This is a genomic window from Bradyrhizobium sp. S3.7.6 (genome assembly GCF_054061875.1).
In genome coordinates, this window is the sequence record NZ_JBSSEQ010000001.1 from 7,661,727 (window position 1) to 7,682,213 (window position 20,487).

Genomic DNA, 20,487 nt, shown 5'->3' on the forward strand with positions numbered 1-20,487 from the left:
CGCCGAACGCAGCGATGGAGGGCGGGCGACCGCGCCTCCATCGCCTCATGCACATCGACCAAGCCGGAACCGGAAATCTGTCCATGCAAATCGACCCCGCATCCTTCGCCTTCACGCTGCTGCTCGGTTTTCTGGCGGCCGTGCCCTATTCCGGCATCGACATCAATCTGCCGGCGCTGGCAGCAACCGGTGCGACGCTCGACGCGAGCGCGTCGGATGTCGGGCTGACCATGAGCGCCTTCATGCTCAGCCTCGCCACCGCGCCGCTGATCTACGGACCTATCTCCGACCGCCTGGGCCGCAAGCCGATTCTGGCATTCGGCCTCGTACTGTTCGTCGCAGCAAGCCTTGCCTGCGCGAAAGCGTCCTCGCTGCCGGTTCTGTTGCTGGGCCGCTTCGTCCAGGGCATCGGCGCCGCCGCCACCGCAACGACCTTTGCCATCATTCGCGATCTCTTCGACGGCAACGCCGCGCGAGGCAAGATCGCCAACGTCATGGTCACGGTCAATGTCGCGACCGTGATCGCACCGACGGCCGGCGCCGCCCTGCTGGCGATCGCCGGCTGGCGATCGATCTATGCCGCCCAGGCGGGGATCGGTCTCATGCTGCTGGTCGTGGTGATGTTTCGCTTCGCGGAGACTGCGACGACCGACCGCGCCGGCCGCCTGGGGCTTTCTGCTGTCATCGACAGCTACCGCCAGGTGCTGACGCATCCGGTGTCGTTGCCTTTCATCCTGGTCGGCGCCGCGGGCGGCGCGACCGTGTTTGCCTACGTCACCGGCGCCTCGCTGTTCTTCGTCGGCGCCATCGGACTGCGCCCGGAGCAATATGGCCTGATCTTCAGCGCATGCTCGGGGGCCGTCATGGTCGGCGCCTTTCTCGACGGCCAGCTCGGCCGGCGCGGCGTAGAGTCGGCGCGCATGCTCACAACCGGGCTGACGCTGTCGGCCGCCGCCAGCACCGCCCTGCTCGCGATGACATTGGCCGGCTGGATGCCCACGTCACTCGTGGTCGCGCTGCTGATGGCGGTCGCACTCGGCTTCGGGTTCAGCGTGCCGAACGTGATGAGCGCGACGATGCAGCGTCTCCCGGAGATCGCGGGCGCCGTCAGCGCTGCCGCCGGAAGCATTCAGCTGACCGCCGGCGCGATATCGAGCGGACTGGTCGCACTTCGCTTCGACGGGCGGACCGCGTTGTCGATGACGGCGGTGATGGCGGCAACGTCGCTGCTCGCCCTGGTTCTCTATCTGCTGGTCGCGCGCCCCGCCGAACGCCGCCTGCCGTCGCAGACGATCGATCCCGGCGTGGCGGTCCGCAGCCCCACGAAGTCCTGAGTTGGGGTTGCGACCTGACTAGGCCAGTGAGGGATCGAACCTCCGCATGGCGGAACCAAAACCTGTTTGATTTCGACGATTTCAATCCGCATTTGGAACAAGCGGCGTGGCGCGCCCCGCCCTTATTCTCGCCGCCATCATCATTCAGGAACGCGCGCAGGGGGCGGGCTCCTCCAGGGGGCAGTTCCCAAAGGTTCTGCGTGATCATCCGACGTTTAGTGCAACACGAAGTGATTGCGTCCCGCCGTGCGCTCCTTGGCGGGCTTGCGTCGTCAGCCTGCGTTGTCGCGCTGGGCGGATGCGCCAGCCTGGGTGCTACCGGCGCACGCTACGACGCTTCGTCGCTCTCGGTCGACCCTACATTGCTCGTCGTAACCACGCGCAAGCCAGTGAACGGCGGCCGGACGAAGCCGTGGTTCGGGCCGGAGCGGGCTTCTACGATGACCGTCGCACGCGCGAAGCTTGTGGCGCCTGGTGACAGCCGTTTTTCTCTGGCTGCAGCGGGGCTTGACGATTGGCGTCTTGATGGGGTCGAGCCGGTATCGGGCGATGTCGGCAGTCTTGTCGCGCAGGCCGGCGGCGGACCGGACGTCCTGATCTACGTGCACGGCTTCAAGCAGACGTTCGAGACAGCGGCGCTCGATGCCGCGCATCTCTCCGATGGCATCAGGTTCCGCGGCCAGACGATGGTATTCTCCTGGCCCTCGAAGGCTGGACTGTTCGACTACGCCTATGACCGCGACAGCGCAATGTGGTCCCGCGATGGCTTCGAACGCGTGCTGCAATCTGTCGTGACGAGTTCAAGCGCCGGCCGCGTCCACATCGTCGCGCACAGCATGGGAACCATGCTCACGCTCGAAAGCCTGCGCCAGCTCTATGCGCGATCCGGTGACGCCGTTGCGGGCAAGATCGGGGCCGTGGTGTTCGCCGCGCCGGACATCGACATGGACGTGTTCTCGTCGTCGATCAACCGCATCGGTCCGCTTTCGCGCAAGATCACCGTCATCGCCGCGACGAACGACCGCGCGCTGGCGTTGTCGGGGCAAATCGCTGGTGGGATGACACGGGTCGGCGCTGCCGAGAAGACCGCCATCGAAGGGCTTGGGGTGCGCGTGGTCGATGCTTCCGAGGCAGGCTGGGGCGTTATCAACCACGACCTGTTCCTGTCGAATGCGGAGGTGCGCCAGGTGATCCGCCGCTCGATTGATACCGTGGCCGCGTGAACCCGGCGTGGCGGAAACGATATCGCTGATAGAGAGGTATCTTGGGGCTAGCTCTGACATCCCGTTGACAGGTTCAATGCCTTGAACAGGCCATCGAAGACACCTGACCGGCAGGGCTTGACCTCCGCGACTGGCTTGGCGCGCTTGGCATTCGCAAATGCCTTGGACGTTCCCTGCACGGGCCGAGGTCTGGGCAGCATGACCGCGAATTTTCTCCCGCTTGCGGTGCGCTGGTGTGGCGCGATGATCTTCAAAGGCTCTGGCGCAACATTCGCCGTTTGATCCGGCGGAGGCATCGGTTCGCTCAAGGAGACCGGCTGCGGAGGCGCTTCAAATTGCATGTGCATGTGCGGGGTCCCGAGCCGGTCTGCCGTCGTCAGCGTATCGGCTGAGACGCGTAACCCGACGGTCGCCTGAACAGGCGGCGCGTTCACGGGCTTGGTCATGCGCGGCGCCGTCTCAAGCTCCATCACCGCGAGTGTACTGAAGCCAACGAGGATGAGAGCCGCCTTCATCTGATTTCACGCTTCCCGAACGCGACGCCTCGTTCAAAGCCTGCCGAAAAATAAGCTCCCGAAAATCGGAGACCAATTGCGGACATCCAATAAGGCGGCTTGGCGGCAGAACCGAACCAGCCGGCGGGGCGACCGGACAAGATCAGAGACAGGGTTAACGCGGGTCATGCGAACTGGCCCCTTATGCGGAGTGCTCGCTGTCGCCTAACGACCGGTACCTGAGGCCCCCCCTCGAGCTTGCAATGTGCTAGTCTGAGCCGGCACTCAGCCCGGACGGTGCACCGTGACCGATGGTCGTCACCCGGCATGGACCGAGGAAAGCCGCTTTCGCGGTGCGCTCGACGATGTGATTATCATCCCACTTGTTGTTGTTGCGCTCGCCACGAACAAGATCCTGCGTTTCGTTCTTGCGATCTTGATGCGGATGCTTGACTTCGCCTTCCCTTTTGCGATGCAGATTGTCTGGCTGCCGCTGTTCGCGGCCAGGGTTGTCGGCGATGTCATCGTAACTGTCATCAATGGCGCGGTGCGCTTGCTTCCCCTGTCCGCGTCGAAGCGTCGACAGTGGGGTAGATCGATTCGCCGAAACTGGTTGTGGTTCCGGCGGAAGATCAGCTATCGGGCGTTCGAACACGCTGTGCATGATGCCTTTGAAGGCGGCATGGCATGGGTGTTCAGAACATGCCGGCATCTCACGCCGAATGCCGCATTGCTCGTGATCCTGTGCGCGGTCCTTTGGCTGCCGATCTCTTTCGGTGCGGCAACGGCGATGCACGCGATATTGTTTGCCAAGGTCACATCCTGGCCAGCCTGGATGCAACTCCTGCATCCGCTCGCAACGGTCATCGCGAAGAGCAAGCTTCTGGTGCTACCGGTCTATCCGGCAGCCTGGCCGCAGGCCAGAAAGCATCCACTCGTTCAGCTCGTCTTCAAGGGCTACGACATCATCAAGCGCGTGCATGTGATCAGAAAGGTCGGCCTTCGCTATCGGCAGGCAGAGATCGCCGGGACCGCAGCGGTTGAGAGGCTCGAGCGCATTGCCGGCCTCACGTCGGCGGTGAGGTGGTTGCGCGAGGCGCATGTCGCAGAGCATTTGGGCGTCGAGAAGCCCACTCAGGAATTGCGTTCGTTCTTCGCGCGATGGTCCATCAAGTTCTCGGCCGAATATTACGAAGCAAAGGAACGGCAAGCCTCAGCGGTCCCATCATCAAACAGCAGCAAGCTGCGACCGCCGAGTTGATCGTCAATCGCCAACGGCCTCACCGTGCCGCCGTCGCTGCCCGATCTCTCTCCAACGGGCAACGGACTGCGACATTTCCAAATGAAGCCAGGACAGCTTGTCTTACCATCCGGCAGCGAATCCCACTGGTCGATAGATCAGAAGCTTGGGTGCAAACCAGCGCCGGGACGCGATTGCGGTGTTTCTGTCTGTCAGCATCATTGCCGCGCCTGAGGGATTGGTCGGACGCTGCCGGGCGCGTGCTCCTCGCCGCCAATTGCTGCCGACTCCATCGCTCGCAACTACGATGTCGTCGAAGATGGCAGTGAATTGTTTCTGACTACAATCCGCTACAGCAGCTCTTTTGCCGCGCGGCACGATTGGACGCACGGCAAAGCGATCCGTGCGCTCCTCTGGCAATCTTATTTATGCCGAGGGCTCGCTATTCATCGCTTCGATCCCCACATTTAAGTCCACCTTGGTCAACCGTCGAGATTGGCCGGAGTGCGCGGAGACTTCCAACGAAAGGGCTCTGCATATGTCCAAATCTCAGCAGCATCGCGCAAGAGCGACCGCGTCCGGCGAGCTCGTTAAGGATTCGGCCAGCGCTGAGGAAAGCTGTAAATTCAACACCTGGCGGGCCGGCTTCGTCTTTTTGACGGATCACAGGCGCAACAATGAAATCGGTCGCAACAAGCTGCCTTTGAAAAAGGACACGCCTGGCGATGCGAGATCGAGCGCAACCGCTCTGTCACGATGGGAGAACGAGGGAGGCTCGGTCCGCGACGAACTGCCGCCCTGATCCGCTATTCGAGTGGGCTAATGTCCCGCGTTTGGCCCGGCGCTCGGTTTGGCCGCGCGGCGGTCAGTTCTTCCGGTCTATCTCGGGTTTGTCGCGCAGAACCGCGTTCAGAAGCGAGCTATGGACCTCGATCTTTCCATTGTAGCTGATGAAGCCAAGCTTCCGGAACTTGTTCATGAAGAAGCTGACCCGTGATCGGGTCGTACCGATCATTTCGGCCAGCGTTTCCTGGCTGATATTGACGCCAATGGGCTGCGAGCTGGCTTCCTTGCCGAAGTTCGCCAGCAGAAGCAGCAGGCGCGCCAAGCGTTTCTCGCTCGAATTGAAGAGTTGGTCGATCAGGTCTTCTTCAATCCGGCTATTGCGCGCGAGCAAATACGCCATGAACAATTGAGAGAACTTCGGCTTGCCTTCGAGCGCTGTAGTCATCGCCGTCTTCGATATTCTCGTGATGACACAGGACTCCATTGCCGTAGTCGTGGCAAGACGCAATGGATGACCATTGAGGCAGCCCTCGCCAAAGAATTGTCCGGGCTCCAAAATCCCAACGACGGCTTCCTTGCCTTGGTCCGAAACGACCGTGAGCTTGATCTTTCCCTCTTGAATGTAGAATACCGCGTCCGCAGCATCTCCCTGCACGAACACGCTCCGACCTTTGCCAACTTTCGAGATCGATTTCCCGGCCCCGACCTTGGCAAGGAATGCTCTGGGATCAAAGTCCTTCGCCGCTTTCACCAAGGCAGGACTCTCGTTCGCTGGACCATTAACACGCAATCATACTACCACAATTGAAAGGATGTTCACCCGTTGGAAGGCCGCGTGGCGTGCGGCAAATCGGGAACTGAAATGACGAGGGGAAGCGCTCGGCTCGACCTGGGCTTCAGGGATTTCGTCCCATCGAGTTCTCCGTTCAAAGTAGATACGACGAATTTGATGCTTGACCATCTGGCGACGACTGCCTGGTCTGCTTTGCAGGAGCCCCCTTCCACTGCGCAAGATGCAGACGTGTCGAGGGGCCGGCGCGTCTATGCGCAGATTTCCGCCGCGCGACTTGCCTGACTATCCGCGCAGCTCCACAGCTTTCTTGCTACCAAGCGATTCGGCACAAGCTTTCGCAACGGCTGAATTTGGCTCAGTGCTTCCCGGCATCGTGGCCCAACCGCCTTTTTCGACGAACTTGCTCTGATCCCACGCATAGGTCGTCTTCTTCATTGCGACCAGGTTTTCCGACGCATCAGCGGCTTGTTGAAACTTCTCAACGCAGATGGGTGTGAGAGCTGCGACGACAGCCGTCGCAGCACTATTCCTCGCGAGCGTCTCGGCGGCCCCACCCGTCACCCAGCCGCCCCAGCTGAAACCCACGATTGCCAGAGCAATTGCTCCGGCCACGGCTCCCCACAGTGCCGGCCGCACGGCAGCTTTCGTCTCCCTGGAGATTTCCATGATCTTCGCCTTGATTTAGAGGTATGTTGAGCTTCACCGGTTAAGGAGGCTAGACACGTAGAGGGATCGGCGTCTGTACCAAATTGCTCACTGCACTCGCGTAGGGATACCTTCGGGATGGCTTGATGCGCCGGCTCGCTGCAGTCTGATGCCAGCGCGCCACGGCGAGTATCTGCACCCTTGATGCTCCTGGAAATGCAGGGCCTTTGTGAGATTCTCCGCCTTTCGCGGTTGAGCGCTGGCGGTACCAATAATCGGTTCAGGTGTTCCTTTTCGAACAGACGGCGACGCCTCTCCCCGCTTTATTCCTGCATTGCCTGACTTGAATATATTACCGATCAGCCCGGCCCTCGCGGCCGGGCTTTTCGCTTGGGAAGGCCGTTCGCAGTCGAGGCCGATAGAACAGCAGTCTCACCTCGGCGTCTCGGCAAACGAGGAGAAGCTTCCCTGGAAGGGTTTGCCGGACTGCGGAGTGCGCATGCGGTTCTCAACTGACCCTTTCCTGTGAGCAGATCGTCGCTTCTGCCTCCTGGAAATCGGCCATCCCTTCCCTTGTCTCCGTTCGGCCATGAGCGGGTTGACCTAGAAATCCATACCGCCCATGCCTCCCATGCCGCCGCCACCCGCAGGCGCGCCGCCGCCGGCGTTCCTCTTCGGCACCTCGGCCACCATGGCTTCGGTGGTGATCAGGAGAGCCGCAACCGAAGCCGCGTTCTGGATCGCCACGCGAACCACCTTGGTCGGGTCGATGATGCCCTTGGCGACCAAGTTGCCATACTCACCGGTCTGCGAGTCGAAGCCGTAGGCGTACTGTTCCTTTTCCAGGATCTTGCCGACGATGACCGAGCCGTCTTCGCCGGCGTTGATCGCGATCTGGCGAGCCGGCGCGGACAGCGCCTTGCGCACGATCTCGACGCCGGTCTTCTGGTCGTCGTTCTTGGTGCGCAGCCCCTTGAGATGCTCGGAGGCACGGAGCAGGGCGACGCCGCCGCCCGGGACGATACCTTCCTCGACCGCCGCGCGGGTCGCATGCATCGCGTCATCAACGCGATCCTTGCGCTCCTTCACCTCGACCTCGGTCGCGCCGCCGACGCGGATCACCGCGACGCCGCCTGCGAGCTTGGCGAGACGCTCCTGGAGTTTCTCACGGTCGTAGTCCGAGGTGGTCTCCTCGATCTGCGCCTTGATCTGGGCCACGCGCGCCTCGATGTCGGCCTTCTTGCCGGCGCCGTTGACGATCGTTGTGTTCTCCTTGTCGATCATCACCTTCTTGGCGCGACCGAGCATGTTGAGCGTGACGTTCTCGAGCTTGATGCCGAGATCTTCCGAGATCGCCTGGCCGCCGGCCAGGATCGCGATGTCCTGCAGCATGGCCTTGCGGCGATCGCCGAAGCCCGGAGCCTTGACGGCCGCGACCTTCAGACCGCCGCGCAGACGGTTGACGACGAGGGTGGCGAGCGCCTCGCCTTCCACGTCTTCGGCGATGATAACGAGCGGCTTGCCGCTCTGTACGACAGCTTCCAGGAGCGGCAGCAGTTCGTTCAGGCTGGAGAGCTTTTTCTCGTAGATCAGGATATAGGCGTCGTCCATTTCAACGCGCATCTTGTCGGCGTTGGTGACGAAGTAGGGCGAGATGTAGCCGCGGTCGAACTGCATGCCTTCGACGACTTCGAGCTCGGTCTCGAGCGATTTGGCTTCTTCAACCGTGATGACGCCCTCGTTGCCGACCTTCTTCATGGCGTCGGAGAGGAACTTGCCAATCTCCGCATCGCCGTTGGCCGAGATGGTGCCAACCTGAGCGATCTCCTCGTTCGAGGTGACCTTCTTGGAGTTCTTGACGAGGTCGGCGACGACGGCGTCCACTGCCAAGTCGATGCCGCGCTTGAGGTCCATCGGGTTCATGCCGGCGGCAACCGCCTTGGCGCCTTCCTTCACGATCGCAGCCGCGAGCACGGTGGCGGTGGTGGTGCCGTCGCCGGCCGCGTCAGCCGACTTGGAGGCAACTTCGCGCACCATCTGTGCGCCCATGTTCTCGAACTTCTCTTCGAGCTCGATCTCCTTGGCGACGGTGACGCCATCCTTGGTGATGCGGGGAGCGCCGAACGACTTGTCGAGGACAACGTTGCGGCCCTTCGGACCGAGCGTCACCTTTACCGCGTTGTTGAGAATTTCGACGCCGCGCAACATGCGGTCGCGGGCATCGACGCCGAATTTGACTTCTTTGGCTGACATGGCGATCTCCGTTTTCAACTGGTCAGATCCCAAAAGCCGCGCAACTGGCGAGCTCTTGAGGGATGAGATTTGAATTGCGGGCCTCATCCTTCGAGAACCCGGCTACGCCGAATCCTCAGGGTAAGGAAAACCGGCTGGCGCTTACGCGGCCTTCTTCTTGGCGGCCGGCAGATCAGTGAGGACGCCCATGATGTCGCTTTCCTTCACGATCAGCAGGTCGACGCCGTCGATCTTGACTTCAGTGCCGGACCACTTGCCGAACAGCACGCGGTCGCCGACCTTCAGGTCGATCGGGATCAGCTTGCCGGCTTCGTCGCGGCCACCGGGGCCGACGGCGATGACTTCGCCCTGGGAGGGCTTCTCCTTGGCGGTGTCCGGAATGATGATGCCACCGGCTGTCTTGTCGTCGGCCTCTATGCGCTTGACCACGACGCGGTCATGGAGCGGACGGAATTTCATGCGATCCTCCCTGGCTTTTGTGATTATTTCTGGATTGGCAGTCGTAATGAAGCACGTGCCGTAAACGAAGTCTTCCGCTTCCATCAAGACGCGAGGCTTCGTCTCAAAAATTGGCGGCGACCAGATCGTAAGAGCCCCTGCTGCCGCGGACGTACACCCTGGCAGCGGCGGCGCATATCACATCACGATTGGAATCGAATGCGCTCAGGAAATCCGATTCATTGTTGGAGTGAGCGCCCGGTTCAAGTCGCCTCAGCGCGTCTTCCTCTATGAAGAACGATGCCTCTAACGCGCTATCGTATCCCCAAAAACGCACGGCGTGCCGCGTTCGGTCATATGAACGACTGAAATTCGGAAACTCGATCATGGTTGGGTCCGATCAAGTTTGCGCAACGGGAATAGGTTCTGAGAGCGATCCGGCTGCGCTAAACCATAAATGGCTACTCTGGAATCGGATTACAACTGTCCACGAAAATTAAGTGCGACCAGCCTCGTGATCTTCTTCGGGCTGTTGATCGTCGCTGCAATTAATTTTCAGTGGTAGTTCTCTCGGCTCACCCGCGCTATCGGCTCAAGCCAACAGCTAGTTGGCTCCGCTGAAATGACTCACGAGCTCAGCCCGGCGGCAGTTGATGCGATCCTTTCACAAGGTACGACCGTCACTCGTACTGCGCTCAGTCCTACAGGTGGTCAGCTTGTCTTGCGACCCGCGCGATCGTTGTGCGAAATTCGCGAACACCGTCCGGGTAACTGATCTCGAGTTTCTGGAAGATGTTCTGAGTGAATGGTGGCGAACAAAAACAGCAACGTCTCCAGCGGACGGCGCCATCCGCTCTCCAAATGGGGCAACGATGACGTCGATTTGGTAAGCAATATCAATTGGCTGGGGCGGGAGGGATCGAACCTCCGAATGGCGGAATCAAAATCCGCTGCCTTACCGCTTGGCTACGCCCCAACAGGCGACCAGGGAACGGGCGGAAGAACCGGCTACCGCAGATTCCCGCTGGTCGCAGCCGGTCTATAGGGAGCGGCGCGCCATTTCAACCGCCTGGAGGGGCAAAATACCTGAGGTCCAGGACCGGGGCCGGCGCTGGCCGAGCCACCCTTTATTATAGGCCCGGCGGCGGCGCCGTTCCGGGCCGGCGCAGTCCCGGCGTTCGGGCAGTTGAGACCTCCCCCGTTTCATGGGAATACGGCGCCAATACCTGTCCACGGGAGTGAGCCATGACCTACCGCGCGCCGATCTCAGACATGCTGCTGTCGCTCAACCATGGCGCCGGCCTCAAGGCTGCCGTGGAGGCCGGCCATTACGGCGATTTCGACGGCGACATCGTGAGCGCCGTGCTGGAGGAAGCCGGCAAGTTCGCAACCGACGTGCTGGCGCCGCTCAACCAGGTCGGCGACGAGCACGGCATCAAGCTCAGCGATGGCAAGGTCACGACTGCGCCGGGCTGGCCGGACGCCTACAAGCGCTGGACCGAGGGCGGCTGGAACGCGGTCTCCGGCCCCGAGGATTTCGGCGGCCAGGGCCTGCCGATCGCGATCAACGCCGCCTGCACCGAGATCTGGAGCGCTTCCAACGTCGCCTTCGGCCTCTGCCCGCTGCTGACGGCCTCGGCGATGGAGGCGCTGGATGCGCATGGCAGCGACGAGCTGAAGAAGATCTATCTGGAAAAGCTCGTCTCCGGCGAATGGACCGGCACGATGCAGCTCACCGAGCCGCAGGCCGGCTCCGACGTCGGCGCGCTGCGCACCCGCGCCGACAAGCAGGCCGACGGCACCTATCGCATCAAGGGGACGAAGATCTTCATCACCTATGGCGAGCACGACATGACCGACAATATCGTGCATTTCGTGCTGGCGCGCCTGCCGGACGCGCCCGCGGGCACCAAGGGGATCTCGCTGTTCCTCGTGCCGAAGTTCATGGTCAATGCCGACGGCTCGCTCGGCGCGCGCAATGACATCTATGCGTCGGGCGTCGAGCACAAGCTCGGCATGCACGCTTCCCCCACCTGCACCATGACCATGGGCGATCATGGCGGCGCGATCGGCTTCCTCGTCGGCGAAGAGAACCAGGGCATGCGCTGCATGTTCACGATGATGAACCAGGCCCGCCTCGGCGTCGGGCTGGAGGGCGTCGGCGTCGCCGATCGCGCCTACCAGCAGGCGCTGGCCTATGCGCAGGAGCGCAAGCAGGGCCGCGCCATCGGCAAGAAGGGCGACGGTTCGGACGCGATCTTCGTGCATCCGGACGTCAAGCGCATGCTGATGCGGATGCGGGCGCAGACCGCCGCCGCACGCACCATCTGCTATGCGACCGCGGTCGCGATCGACGTCTCCACGCGCGCCAAGGATCCGAAGGTCCGCGCGGACGCCGCCGCGCGCGCGGCGCTGCTGACGCCGATGGCGAAGGGCTATTCCACCGATATCGGCAACGAGGTCGCCTATCTCGGCGTGCAGGTGCACGGCGGCATGGGCTTCATCGAGGAGACCGGCGCCGCGCAGCACTATCGCGATGCGCGCATCACCGCGATCTACGAGGGCACCAACGGCATTCAGGCGATCGATCTCGTCACGCGCAAGCTCGCGGCCAATGGCGGCGCTGCGGTGTGGGCGCTGCTCGACGAGCTCTCGGCAACCGTGAAGCAGGTCGAAGCCTCCAACGATCCCGCTTTCGGCACCACAGGTATCAAGCTGCGCGAGGCGCTGGAGGCGCTGACGCGCACCAGCAAGTGGCTGCTGGAGCGCGTGACCTCCGCGCCGAACGAGGCGCTCGCCGGCGCGACGCCGTATCTGCAGCAGTTCGGCTCGACGCTCGGCGGTTGCATGCTGGCCTCCGAGGCGCTCGCCGCCAAGTCCGACGGCAACACTGACGCCCCGCGCTACGTTTCGCTCGCGCGCTTCTTCGCCGAGAACATCACGGTGCAGGCCGGCGCGCTGGAGCGCACGGTGACGGAGAGCGCGGAGTCGGTCGCTGCGGCGGATGCGGTGTTGTTGTAAGCGAGATACTGCCAACGCGTTGTCATGGGAGATTTCTCCTCCTCCCCGCTGTCATTCCCCGCGAAAGCGGGGAATCCAGTACGCCGCGGCCTCGCGATAAAACAACAAACGTCTCGGCGTACTGGATCGCCCGATCAAGTCGGGCGATGACAGCGAACATGTGGGACGCACGTGCCACACTCGAGCCTATCCCGGATTGCGCTTCGCTCCATCCACCCTACGAAGCGGCGAGCTTCGCCCTTCTCCCCGGCCGCCACAGCACGATTCCCGCCGCCACGAGATCGAGCATCACACAGATCGCAAACGCGCTCGTGTAGTTGCCGGTGAAACTCCGCACGAGGCCGATGATGCCGGGGCCGAAGGCGCTGACGACGCCGCTGATCGACGTGCCCAATCCCATTGCGGCGGCAAAGGCGGCAGCGCCGATCTCGCGCTGGATGATCAAGGGTGGGAACGTGATCATGTTGCCAATCGAGAAGCCGTAGACGGCGCAGCAGACGAGCAGCACGGTCGGGTTCGTGCTTTGGGAGAAGCACGAACAGCGCCGCCGCCTGGCTCGTCATCGACGCCGCGCAGGCGAGCCGCGGATCGAGCCGGTCGACGAACAGGCCGAGCGACAGGCGGCCGACCACCGCCATCGCCGCCATGATGGTGACCGCAAGGCCTGCGGCATAACGCCCGATCAGCGGCTCGAGGAACGTCACCTGGTGGATGATGAATCCCATCTGCGCCAGCAGCGCGATCGCGATCGGCAGCACCATGGTCCAGAACGCCGCGTTGGCGAGCAGCGTCTTGCGGGAATGGGCCGGCGCGGCCATGCCAGCGGACGAGCGGCCGCCCGATGCCGGCGATATCTGCGTCGGCCAGCCGATGAAGATGACAACCACCGGCAGCACCAGCACCACCATCGCCATCGTGGCGGCAAGCATGGCGGACTGGAAGCCGATGCTGCCGGTCAGCGACAGCAGCAGCGGAACGAGGACGATGCCGCCGCAGGTCGCGCCGTTGAAGGCGAGGCTGAGCGCGAGCCCGCGCCGCCGTTCGAACCAGGCGTTCAGCACGGTGGCGATCACCACGGTGCCCATGCCGGTCCAGCCGACCGACATCAGCGCATAGGCGAGATAAAGCTGCCAGGGCGTCTGCATCAGCGCCAGCAGCACGGTCGACGCGCCGAGCGCCGACAGGCCGCACAGGATCAGCGCGCGCAGCCCGATGCGGGCGAGCAGATCGTCGGTGAAGATGACGAGCACGGAGGTGAGGAGAAACGAGAAGGTGCTGGCCGCGGAGACCAGCGTGCCCGGCCAACCATGGGCGCGCTGGAGCTCGGCGAGATAGACGCCCTGGCCATAGAGGCCGAAGCCGAACATGAAGAAGGCCATCAGGAAACAGGCCAGCACGACGCGCCAGCCGCGATAACGCAGCGAGGATTCGTCAACGCCCGTTGCGGCAATCATCAAACGAGCAATCGGCCAAGTGGAACGGCATTGGGCAATCGTGCCCTACAACCCCCGGTTTTTCAAATGAAACATTGTAGCCATTTGTTGCAATGCGCAACTGCATGTGCGAAGCAATACAACCGGCATGATCCGGTGCGGTGCGGTTCCCGATCAGAAAAACGACAGCGCGCCATATGGCGGACTCACGAGGACGTTCTCGAAAAGGCCGAGCGGGCGGATTGGCACGCCTGCAAGATGATGTAGGCTGAGGCTTGCGAGACTCGCCAAGGCAAGCGTCGCGGCGACCGCAGGGGGCTCTCATGCCGAATGGCAATATCGTCGTCACCGAAGAGCGCGGAACGCGCGTCATCACCCTGCGCCGCCCGAGCAAGAAGAACGCGATCACGCAGGACATGTATCGCGAGATGAGCCGCGCGATCGACACCGCGCAGAACAATCCCGACATCCGCTGCATGATCATCACCGGCGGCTCCGGCGTGTTCACCGCCGGCGACGACATCGACGACTTCATGCAGGCCGAACCGAATTCCGAGACGCTGTCGGACGGCGCAAAATTTCTCTATTCGCTCGCCCTCAACGTCAAGCCGATCATCGCGGCCGTCGACGGCGCCTCGATCGGCATGGGCACCGTGATGCTGTTCCATTGCGACTATGTGCTTGCCTCGAACGCCGCGACCTTCTCCGCGCCCTATATCCATCTCGGGCTCGTTCCGGTCGGCGCGGCCAGCCTCCTGATGCCGAACACGATGGGCTACCAGCGCGCCTTCGCGATGCTGGTGATGGGGCGAACTTTCACCGCCGCGGAGGCGCACGCGGCAGGCTTCGTCAACACCGTGGTCTCGCCGGGACATACCGAGGTCGAGGCGCGCAAGGTGGCGCGCGATATCTGCCGGCTGCCGGCCGAGGCGGTCGCGGCCTCGCGCAAGCTGCTGCGCGCCGCGCCCGAGGAGCTCACCCGCCGCATCGACCAGGAGGCCCATCTGTTCGGCGAGCGGCTGAAGTCGGACGAGGCGATTGCCGCGTTCAAGGCGTTTGCGAATCGGAAGAAGAGGTAGGGGGCGGCCGGCGCCCAGCCAATGGTCGTCATTCCGGGGCGCGACGAAGTCGCGAGCCCGGAATCCATCGTGCGGCAGAGTTGGTGGATGAATGGATTCCGGGCTCGCGCTACGCGCGCCCCGGAATGACAGCGAGAACGTTCGTGAAATCTTCGCGGGGAACGACTAAACTTGTTCCATGCGATACGCCTTCCTATTCCTCCTTGCCGCTCTCGCCACCCTCCCCGCCTCGGCCCAGACCGCCGCGCCCGTCGAGCTGCGCATTCTCGCGATCAACGATTTCCACGGCAATCTGCGTCCGCCGCCGGGCGGCATCCGGATCGGGGATCCCGAGGACAAGAGCAAGAAGGTGACGGTCGCGGCCGGCGGCGCGGAGTATATGGCGACGCTGGTCAAGCAGCTGCGCGAGGGGCACACCAACACGATCTTCGTCGCCGCCGGCGACCTGATCGGCGCGAGCCCGTTCCTGTCGGCGATGTTTCACGACGAGCCCTCGGTCGAGTCGCTCTCGATGATGGGACTTGCGATCACATCGGTCGGCAATCACGAGTTCGACGAGGGCAAGACCGAGCTCTTGCGGATGCAGAACGGCGGCTGTCATCCGGTCGACGGCTGCCAGGGGCCGCATCCCTTCACCGGCGCCAAATTCCATTATCTCGCGGCTTCCACCATCGAGACCGCGACCGGCAAGAGCGTACTGCCGCCCTACGAGATCAGGGAGGTCGAGGGCATCCCCGTCGCCTTCATCGGACTGACCTTGAAGGAGACCGCGGGCATCGTCTCGCCCTCAGGCATTGCCGGGCTCGAATTCCGCGACGAGGCCGAGACGGTGAACGCGCTGGTGCCGCAGCTGAAGGCGCGTGGCGTCGAGGCGATCGTGGTGCTGATCCACCAGGGCGGTGAGCCCTCGGGCGACTACAATGAATGCCCTGCCATTACGGGGCCGATCGTCGACATCGTCAAGAAATTCGACCGCGCCGTCGACGTCGTCGTCAGCGGCCACACCCACCGCGCCTATGTCTGCGACATCGACGGGCGGCTCGTCACCAGCGGCGACAAATACGGCACGCTGGTCACCGCGATCGACCTCAAGCTCGATCCTGTAACCCGCGACATCGTCGGCGCCAAAGCCGAGAACGTCATCGTCGCCAATGCCTCGCTGGCGAAGGATCCCGAACAGACCGCCCTGATCGATGCCTATGACAAGCTGTCGGCACCGATTGCGAATCGCCCTGCCGGATCGGTGACGCAGACGCTGTCGCGCGTGCCGAACGAGGCCGGCGAGAGCGCACTCGGCGACGTCATCGCGGACGCTCAGCTCGCCGCGACGAAGGACGCCAAGGATGGCAGCGCTGTCATCGCGTTCACCAATCCCGGCGGCATCCGCACCGACATTGTTCCGAAGGAGAACGGCGCGGTGTCGTTCGGCGAACTGTTCGCGAGCCAGCCGTTCCGCAATCGCCTCGTTACGATGACGCTCACGGGCAGCCAGCTCAAGGACATGCTGGAGCAGCAATGGCTCGATCCGAAGCGCCCGCGGATTCTCCAGGTGTCGAACGGGTTCAGCTACACTTGGGATGCGACGAAACCTTTCGGCGAGCGAATCAGCATCGAGAAGGTGACGCTCAACGGCAAGCCGATCGAGCCTGGGAGCGGCTACCGCGTCACCGTCAACGATTACCTCGCCGTCGGCGGTGACGGTTTCACGGCCGCCAAACAAGGCACAGCGCAGCAATATGGCGGCTACGACGCGGACGCGCTGTTCGCCTTCTTCAGGGCACACGGACCGATCGGTCCGCTGCCGCCCACCCGCATCCTGCGCGTGAATTGATCCGGATCAAACGGACTTGTCCGGAACCACCCTTTGCCATCCCCGCCCAAGCGCTTAGATTGCGTTTTGCATTTGCGTTTTGGCTCGGGATGCGCCAAGCGACGTCAAGAGCCCGTTCCCTGTGAGGCCGACCTGATGAGCACGCTTCTCCTCTCCCACAAGGCCTGCCTCGACCACGTCACGCCGCCGGGACACCCTGAAAGGCCCGACCGCCTGCGGGCAGTGGAGGAAGCGCTGTCGCAGGAACGCTTCCAGTTCCTGGCGCGCGACCTGGCACCGGAAGGCGATCTCGATCTCGTGACGCTGTGCCACAACGAGCACTACGTCACCGAGCTGCGCCACATCGCGCCGACCAGCGGCCAAGTCTATATCGACGGCGACACCTCGATGTCACCAGGCACGTGGGAAGCAGTGATGCGCGGCGTCGGCGGCGCAGTGGCTGCGACCGAAGCGGTGATGAATGGCGAGCATCGCAACGCCTTCGTCGCGGTGCGCCCGCCCGGACATCACGCCGAGATCGGCAAGCCGATGGGCTTCTGCTTCTTCGACAATGCCGCGATCGCCGCGCGTCACGCGCAGCGCAAATACGGCGTCCAGCGCGCCGCCATCGTCGATTTCGACGTGCATCACGGCAACGGCACGCAGGACATCTTCTGGTCCGATCAGACCGTGATGTACTGCTCGACGCATCAGATGCCGCTGTTTCCGGGTACCGGCGCGAAGGGCGAGCGCGGCGACCACGACACCATCGTCAATGCGCCGCTCGCTTCCGAAGACGGCGGACCAGAATTCCGCGCCGCGTTCGAGCAACTGATCCTGCCGCGCCTCGAAAAATTCAGCCCCGAGCTTCTCGTCATCTCCGCGGGCTTCGATGCGCATTACCGCGATCCGCTGGCCTCGCTGAATTTGCGCGCGGAGGACTACACCTGGGTCACGCGCAAGCTGATGGACCTTGCCGACAAGTCCGCAGGGGGCCGCATTGTTTCGGTGCTCGAGGGCGGCTATGACCTGCAAGGATTGAAAGAATCTGTTACGGCGCATGTCGGCGCCCTGATGGGCGCTTGACGCACCCGCCACATTACGCCCGCAAAACTGCGCTTTTTCTCACGTGAAGCGGGCAATCGGAAACGGATATGGCCGAAAATACCCAAGTCGACGTCTCCAGGCTCACCTTCGAACGCGCCATCGAGGAGCTCGAAACCATCGTGAAGCGGCTCGAGGACGGCAAGGTGCCGCTCGAGGAATCCGTGACGATCTACGAGCGCGGCGAGGCGCTGAAGCGCCGCTGCGAGGAATTGCTGCGCCAAGCCGAGGCACGCGTCGACAAGATCACCACCGATGCCAGCGGCCAGGCCACCGGCACCGCACCGCTCGACGTGCAGTAAGGTCCCCGTTTCAAGCCGCCCGCCTCAAGCATCGGCCATCTGCAGTTTTTCATGATCGCACGCCGCTGTTTGGGCTTACAGCCCTCGGCGGCCAAGCACTGACATCGAAGAGTTCCCCCGGCCAGGGCCTCTCGGGCTCGCGAATCTGGCCAAAACGGCCTTCCTCTCGCCCAAAATGCAGGCGAGGAACCGGGCAAGACTGGAACCCATCCGCCGGCGCCAGGATTAACCAAGCTGGCCCGCGGGTTGCAGGTGCATACCCCTAAACGACCCTGCGGGTTGGCTTTGGCCCAAGCTTTGGTGTAAAGCTGCGCGGAGTGTGGCTTTTTGCAAGCCTTGCGTGGGCACAAATTACCGACGACAAGCGCTTCAAACTGCTAATGAAATTGGCTGGGACGGACGAAGCCGATCTAAGTGACAGGGATCACAGGGACTGAACCGGAGCGCACCTAAGCTCACCTAAGCTTGAAGACGGGGCCCTGCCCCATGCAGGTGGCTCCGACGGTTTAAGGACTCGCGCTGCGCCGATATTGTGCAAACCCATCGCGCACCGGAACGATCTTCCGGCGCTGACAAATTGGAAATCGCCGTGAACGCATACAGTAAAACGCCGCTTCTCGACACCATCCATACGCCGGATGACCTGCGCAAGCTCAAGATCGAGCAGGTTCGCCAGGTCGCCGACGAGCTGCGGCAAGAGACCATCGATGCCGTCTCGGTGACCGGCGGTCACTTCGGCGCCGGCCTCGGCGTGGTCGAGCTCACCACCGCGATCCATTATGTCTTCGACACGCCGCGCGACCGGCTGATCTGGGACGTCGGCCATCAGGCCTATCCGCACAAGATCCTCACCGGCCGGCGCGACCGCATCCGCACGCTGCGCACCGGCGGCGGCCTGTCCGGCTTCACCAAGCGCAGCGAGAGCGATTACGATCCGTTCGGCGCAGCGCATTCCTCGACCTCGATTTCCGCCGGCCTCGGCATGGCGGTCGCGCGCGACCTCTCCGGCGGCAAGAACAACGTTATCGCGGTGATCGGTGACGGCGCGATGTCAGCCGGCATGGCCTATGAAGCCATGAACAACGCCGGCGCCATGAACTCGCGCCTGATCGTGATCCTCAACGACAACGACATGTCGATCGCGCCGCCGGTCGGCGCGATGAGCGCCTATCTGTCGCGCCTCTACTCCGGCAAGACCTATCGCACGCTGCGCGATGCGGCCAAGCAGATCAACAAGCGCCTGCCCAAGATCATCGCCAACCGCGCCAACCGCGTCGAGGAATATTCGCGCGGCTTCATGATGGACGGCGGCACGCTGTTCGAGGAGCTCGGCTTCTATTATGTCGGCCCGATCGACGGTCATAACCTCGACCATCTGCTGCCCGTGCTGAAGAACGTGCGCGACATGGAGACCGGCCCGATCCTGGTCCACGTCGTGACTCAGAAGGGCAAGGGCTACGGCCCGGCGGAAGCTTCCGCCGACAAGTACCACGCGGTCGTCAAGTTCGACGTCGCGACCGGCACCCAGGCCAAGGCCAAGCCGAATGCGCCGGCCTACCAGAACGTGTTCGGCCAGAGCCTCGTCAAGGAAGCGCAGAAGGACGACAAGATCGTCGCCATCACCGCGGCGATGCCGTCCGGCACCGGCGTCGACATCTTCAACAAGGCCTTCCCGGACCGCACCTTCGACGTCGGCATCGCCGAGCAGCACGCGGTGACGTTCGCCGCCGGTCTTGCGAGCGAAGGCTACAAGCCGTTCTGCGCGATCTACTCGACCTTCCTGCAGCGCGGCTACGACCAGATCGTGCATGACGTCGCCATCCAGAACCTGCCGGTCCGCTTCGCCATCGACCGCGCCGGCCTCGTCGGCGCCGACGGCGCGACGCATGCCGGCTCGTTCGACAACGCCTATCTCGGCTGCCTGCCGAACATGGTGATCATGGCCGCGGCCGACGAAGCCGAGCTCGTGCACATGGTGGCGACCCAGGTCGCGATCGACGACCGTCCGAGCTCGCTGCGCTATCCGCGCGGCGAAGGCCGCGGCATCGAGATGCCCGAAGTCGGCGTTCCGCTCGAGGTCGGCAAGGGCCGCATGATTCGCCAGGGCAGCAAGATCGCATTGCTTTCCTTCGGTACGCGCCTCGCCGAATGCGAGAAGGCGGCCGACGAACTCGCCGCCCACGGCCTCTCCACCTCGATCGCCGATGCGCGCTTCATGAAGCCGCTCGACACCGAGCTGGTTCTCAAGCTCGCCCGCGACCACGAGATCCTGATCACGATCGAGGAAGGCTCGGTCGGCGGCTTCGGCTCGCATGTCGCGCAGTACCTGACCGATCAGGGCGCGCTCGACGGCGGCATGGTCAAGTTCCGCTCGATGGTGCTGCCCGACGTGTTCCAGGACCACGACACGCCGGCCGCGATGTACGGCCGTGCCGGTCTCGACGCCAAGGGCATCGTCGCCAAGGTGTTCGAGGCGCTGGGCAAGGACGTCAAGACCGAGACGGTCAAGCTCGCCTAACGGCGAGCTTCGAC

The 20,487-nt window shown here is 63.2% G+C and carries 15 protein-coding genes, 1 tRNA gene and 1 pseudogene; 10 read left to right on the forward strand and 7 right to left on the reverse strand.

Going from position 1 to position 20,487, the window contains the following annotated elements:
* Window positions 1–83: 83 nt before the first annotated feature.
* From ACVJ5M_RS37020 to ACVJ5M_RS37035, 4 genes are all read left to right on the forward strand, one after another.
* Window positions 84–1,334 (forward strand): multidrug effflux MFS transporter, encoded by a 1,251-nt coding sequence (locus tag ACVJ5M_RS37020; RefSeq protein ID WP_231144381.1) that lies wholly within the window; start codon window positions 84–86, stop codon window positions 1,332–1,334.
* Window positions 1,335–1,534: 200 nt separating this feature from the next.
* Window positions 1,535–2,557, forward strand: a complete 1,023-nt coding sequence (locus ACVJ5M_RS37025; protein WP_084795243.1) for an alpha/beta hydrolase — start codon at window positions 1,535–1,537, stop codon at window positions 2,555–2,557.
* 798 nt (window positions 2,558–3,355) lie between these two features.
* Window positions 3,356–4,312, forward strand: a complete 957-nt coding sequence (locus ACVJ5M_RS37030) for a hypothetical protein (RefSeq protein WP_063984902.1) — start codon at window positions 3,356–3,358, stop codon at window positions 4,310–4,312.
* 382 nt (window positions 4,313–4,694) lie between these two features.
* Window positions 4,695–5,093: a hypothetical protein gene (locus tag ACVJ5M_RS37035; protein WP_283018513.1), complete on the forward strand. Its 399-nt coding sequence runs from the start codon at window positions 4,695–4,697 to the stop codon at window positions 5,091–5,093.
* Between the two features lie 63 nt (window positions 5,094–5,156).
* On the opposite strand, the gene ACVJ5M_RS37040 is transcribed toward ACVJ5M_RS37035, so the two are convergent.
* The 6 genes from ACVJ5M_RS37040 to ACVJ5M_RS37065 all read right to left on the reverse strand — a co-directional run bounded on the left by ACVJ5M_RS37040 (window position 5,157) and on the right by ACVJ5M_RS37065 (window position 10,182).
* A complete protein-coding gene (locus tag ACVJ5M_RS37040; protein ID WP_063984903.1) occupies window positions 5,157–5,831 on the reverse strand; it encodes a Crp/Fnr family transcriptional regulator in 675 nt (224 codons plus the stop codon).
* 321 nt (window positions 5,832–6,152) lie between these two features.
* Window positions 6,153–6,536: a hypothetical protein gene (locus ACVJ5M_RS37045; protein ID WP_063984904.1), complete on the reverse strand. Its 384-nt coding sequence runs from the start codon at window positions 6,534–6,536 to the stop codon at window positions 6,153–6,155.
* A 582-nt stretch (window positions 6,537–7,118) separates the two neighbouring features.
* Window positions 7,119–8,768 (reverse strand): chaperonin GroEL, encoded by a 1,650-nt coding sequence (gene groL, locus ACVJ5M_RS37050; RefSeq protein ID WP_071917644.1) that lies wholly within the window; start codon window positions 8,766–8,768, stop codon window positions 7,119–7,121.
* Window positions 8,769–8,909: 141 nt separating this feature from the next.
* Complete coding sequence (locus tag ACVJ5M_RS37055) at window positions 8,910–9,227, reverse strand: co-chaperone GroES (RefSeq protein WP_063984905.1); 318 nt, start codon at window positions 9,225–9,227, stop codon at window positions 8,910–8,912.
* 103 nt (window positions 9,228–9,330) lie between these two features.
* Window positions 9,331–9,594 (reverse strand): DUF1488 family protein, encoded by a 264-nt coding sequence (locus tag ACVJ5M_RS37060; RefSeq protein WP_063984906.1) that lies wholly within the window; start codon window positions 9,592–9,594, stop codon window positions 9,331–9,333.
* Window positions 9,595–10,107: 513 nt separating this feature from the next.
* Window positions 10,108–10,182: transfer RNA gene (locus ACVJ5M_RS37065), tRNA-Gln, on the reverse strand.
* Between the two features lie 269 nt (window positions 10,183–10,451).
* Between ACVJ5M_RS37065 and ACVJ5M_RS37070 the strand changes: the two genes are divergently transcribed.
* Entirely contained in the window at window positions 10,452–12,227 is a 1,776-nt protein-coding gene (locus ACVJ5M_RS37070; RefSeq protein ID WP_063984907.1) for an acyl-CoA dehydrogenase, read from the forward strand.
* A gap of 217 nt (window positions 12,228–12,444) precedes the next feature.
* On the opposite strand, the pseudogene ACVJ5M_RS37075 reads toward ACVJ5M_RS37070, so the two are convergent.
* Window positions 12,445–13,681 (reverse strand): annotated as a pseudogene (locus tag ACVJ5M_RS37075) (MFS transporter).
* 302 nt (window positions 13,682–13,983) lie between these two features.
* Between ACVJ5M_RS37075 and ACVJ5M_RS37080 the strand changes: the two are divergent.
* The 5 genes from ACVJ5M_RS37080 to dxs all read left to right on the forward strand — a co-directional run bounded on the left by ACVJ5M_RS37080 (window position 13,984) and on the right by dxs (window position 20,473).
* Window positions 13,984–14,739, forward strand: a complete 756-nt coding sequence (locus ACVJ5M_RS37080) for an enoyl-CoA hydratase-related protein (protein WP_028148179.1) — start codon at window positions 13,984–13,986, stop codon at window positions 14,737–14,739.
* Between the two features lie 178 nt (window positions 14,740–14,917).
* Complete coding sequence (locus ACVJ5M_RS37085) at window positions 14,918–16,570, forward strand: bifunctional metallophosphatase/5'-nucleotidase (protein ID WP_063984909.1); 1,653 nt, start codon at window positions 14,918–14,920, stop codon at window positions 16,568–16,570.
* A 135-nt stretch (window positions 16,571–16,705) separates the two neighbouring features.
* The gene (locus tag ACVJ5M_RS37090) at window positions 16,706–17,635 is read left to right on the forward strand and encodes a histone deacetylase family protein (RefSeq protein ID WP_063984910.1); all 930 of its coding nucleotides are present in this window, start codon (window positions 16,706–16,708) and stop codon (window positions 17,633–17,635) included.
* Window positions 17,636–17,703: 68 nt separating this feature from the next.
* A complete protein-coding gene (locus ACVJ5M_RS37095) occupies window positions 17,704–17,955 on the forward strand; it encodes an exodeoxyribonuclease VII small subunit (protein ID WP_008132970.1) in 252 nt (83 codons plus the stop codon).
* A gap of 589 nt (window positions 17,956–18,544) precedes the next feature.
* Complete coding sequence (gene dxs / locus ACVJ5M_RS37100) at window positions 18,545–20,473, forward strand: 1-deoxy-D-xylulose-5-phosphate synthase (protein ID WP_028148183.1); 1,929 nt, start codon at window positions 18,545–18,547, stop codon at window positions 20,471–20,473.
* Window positions 20,474–20,487: the final 14 nt, after the last annotated feature.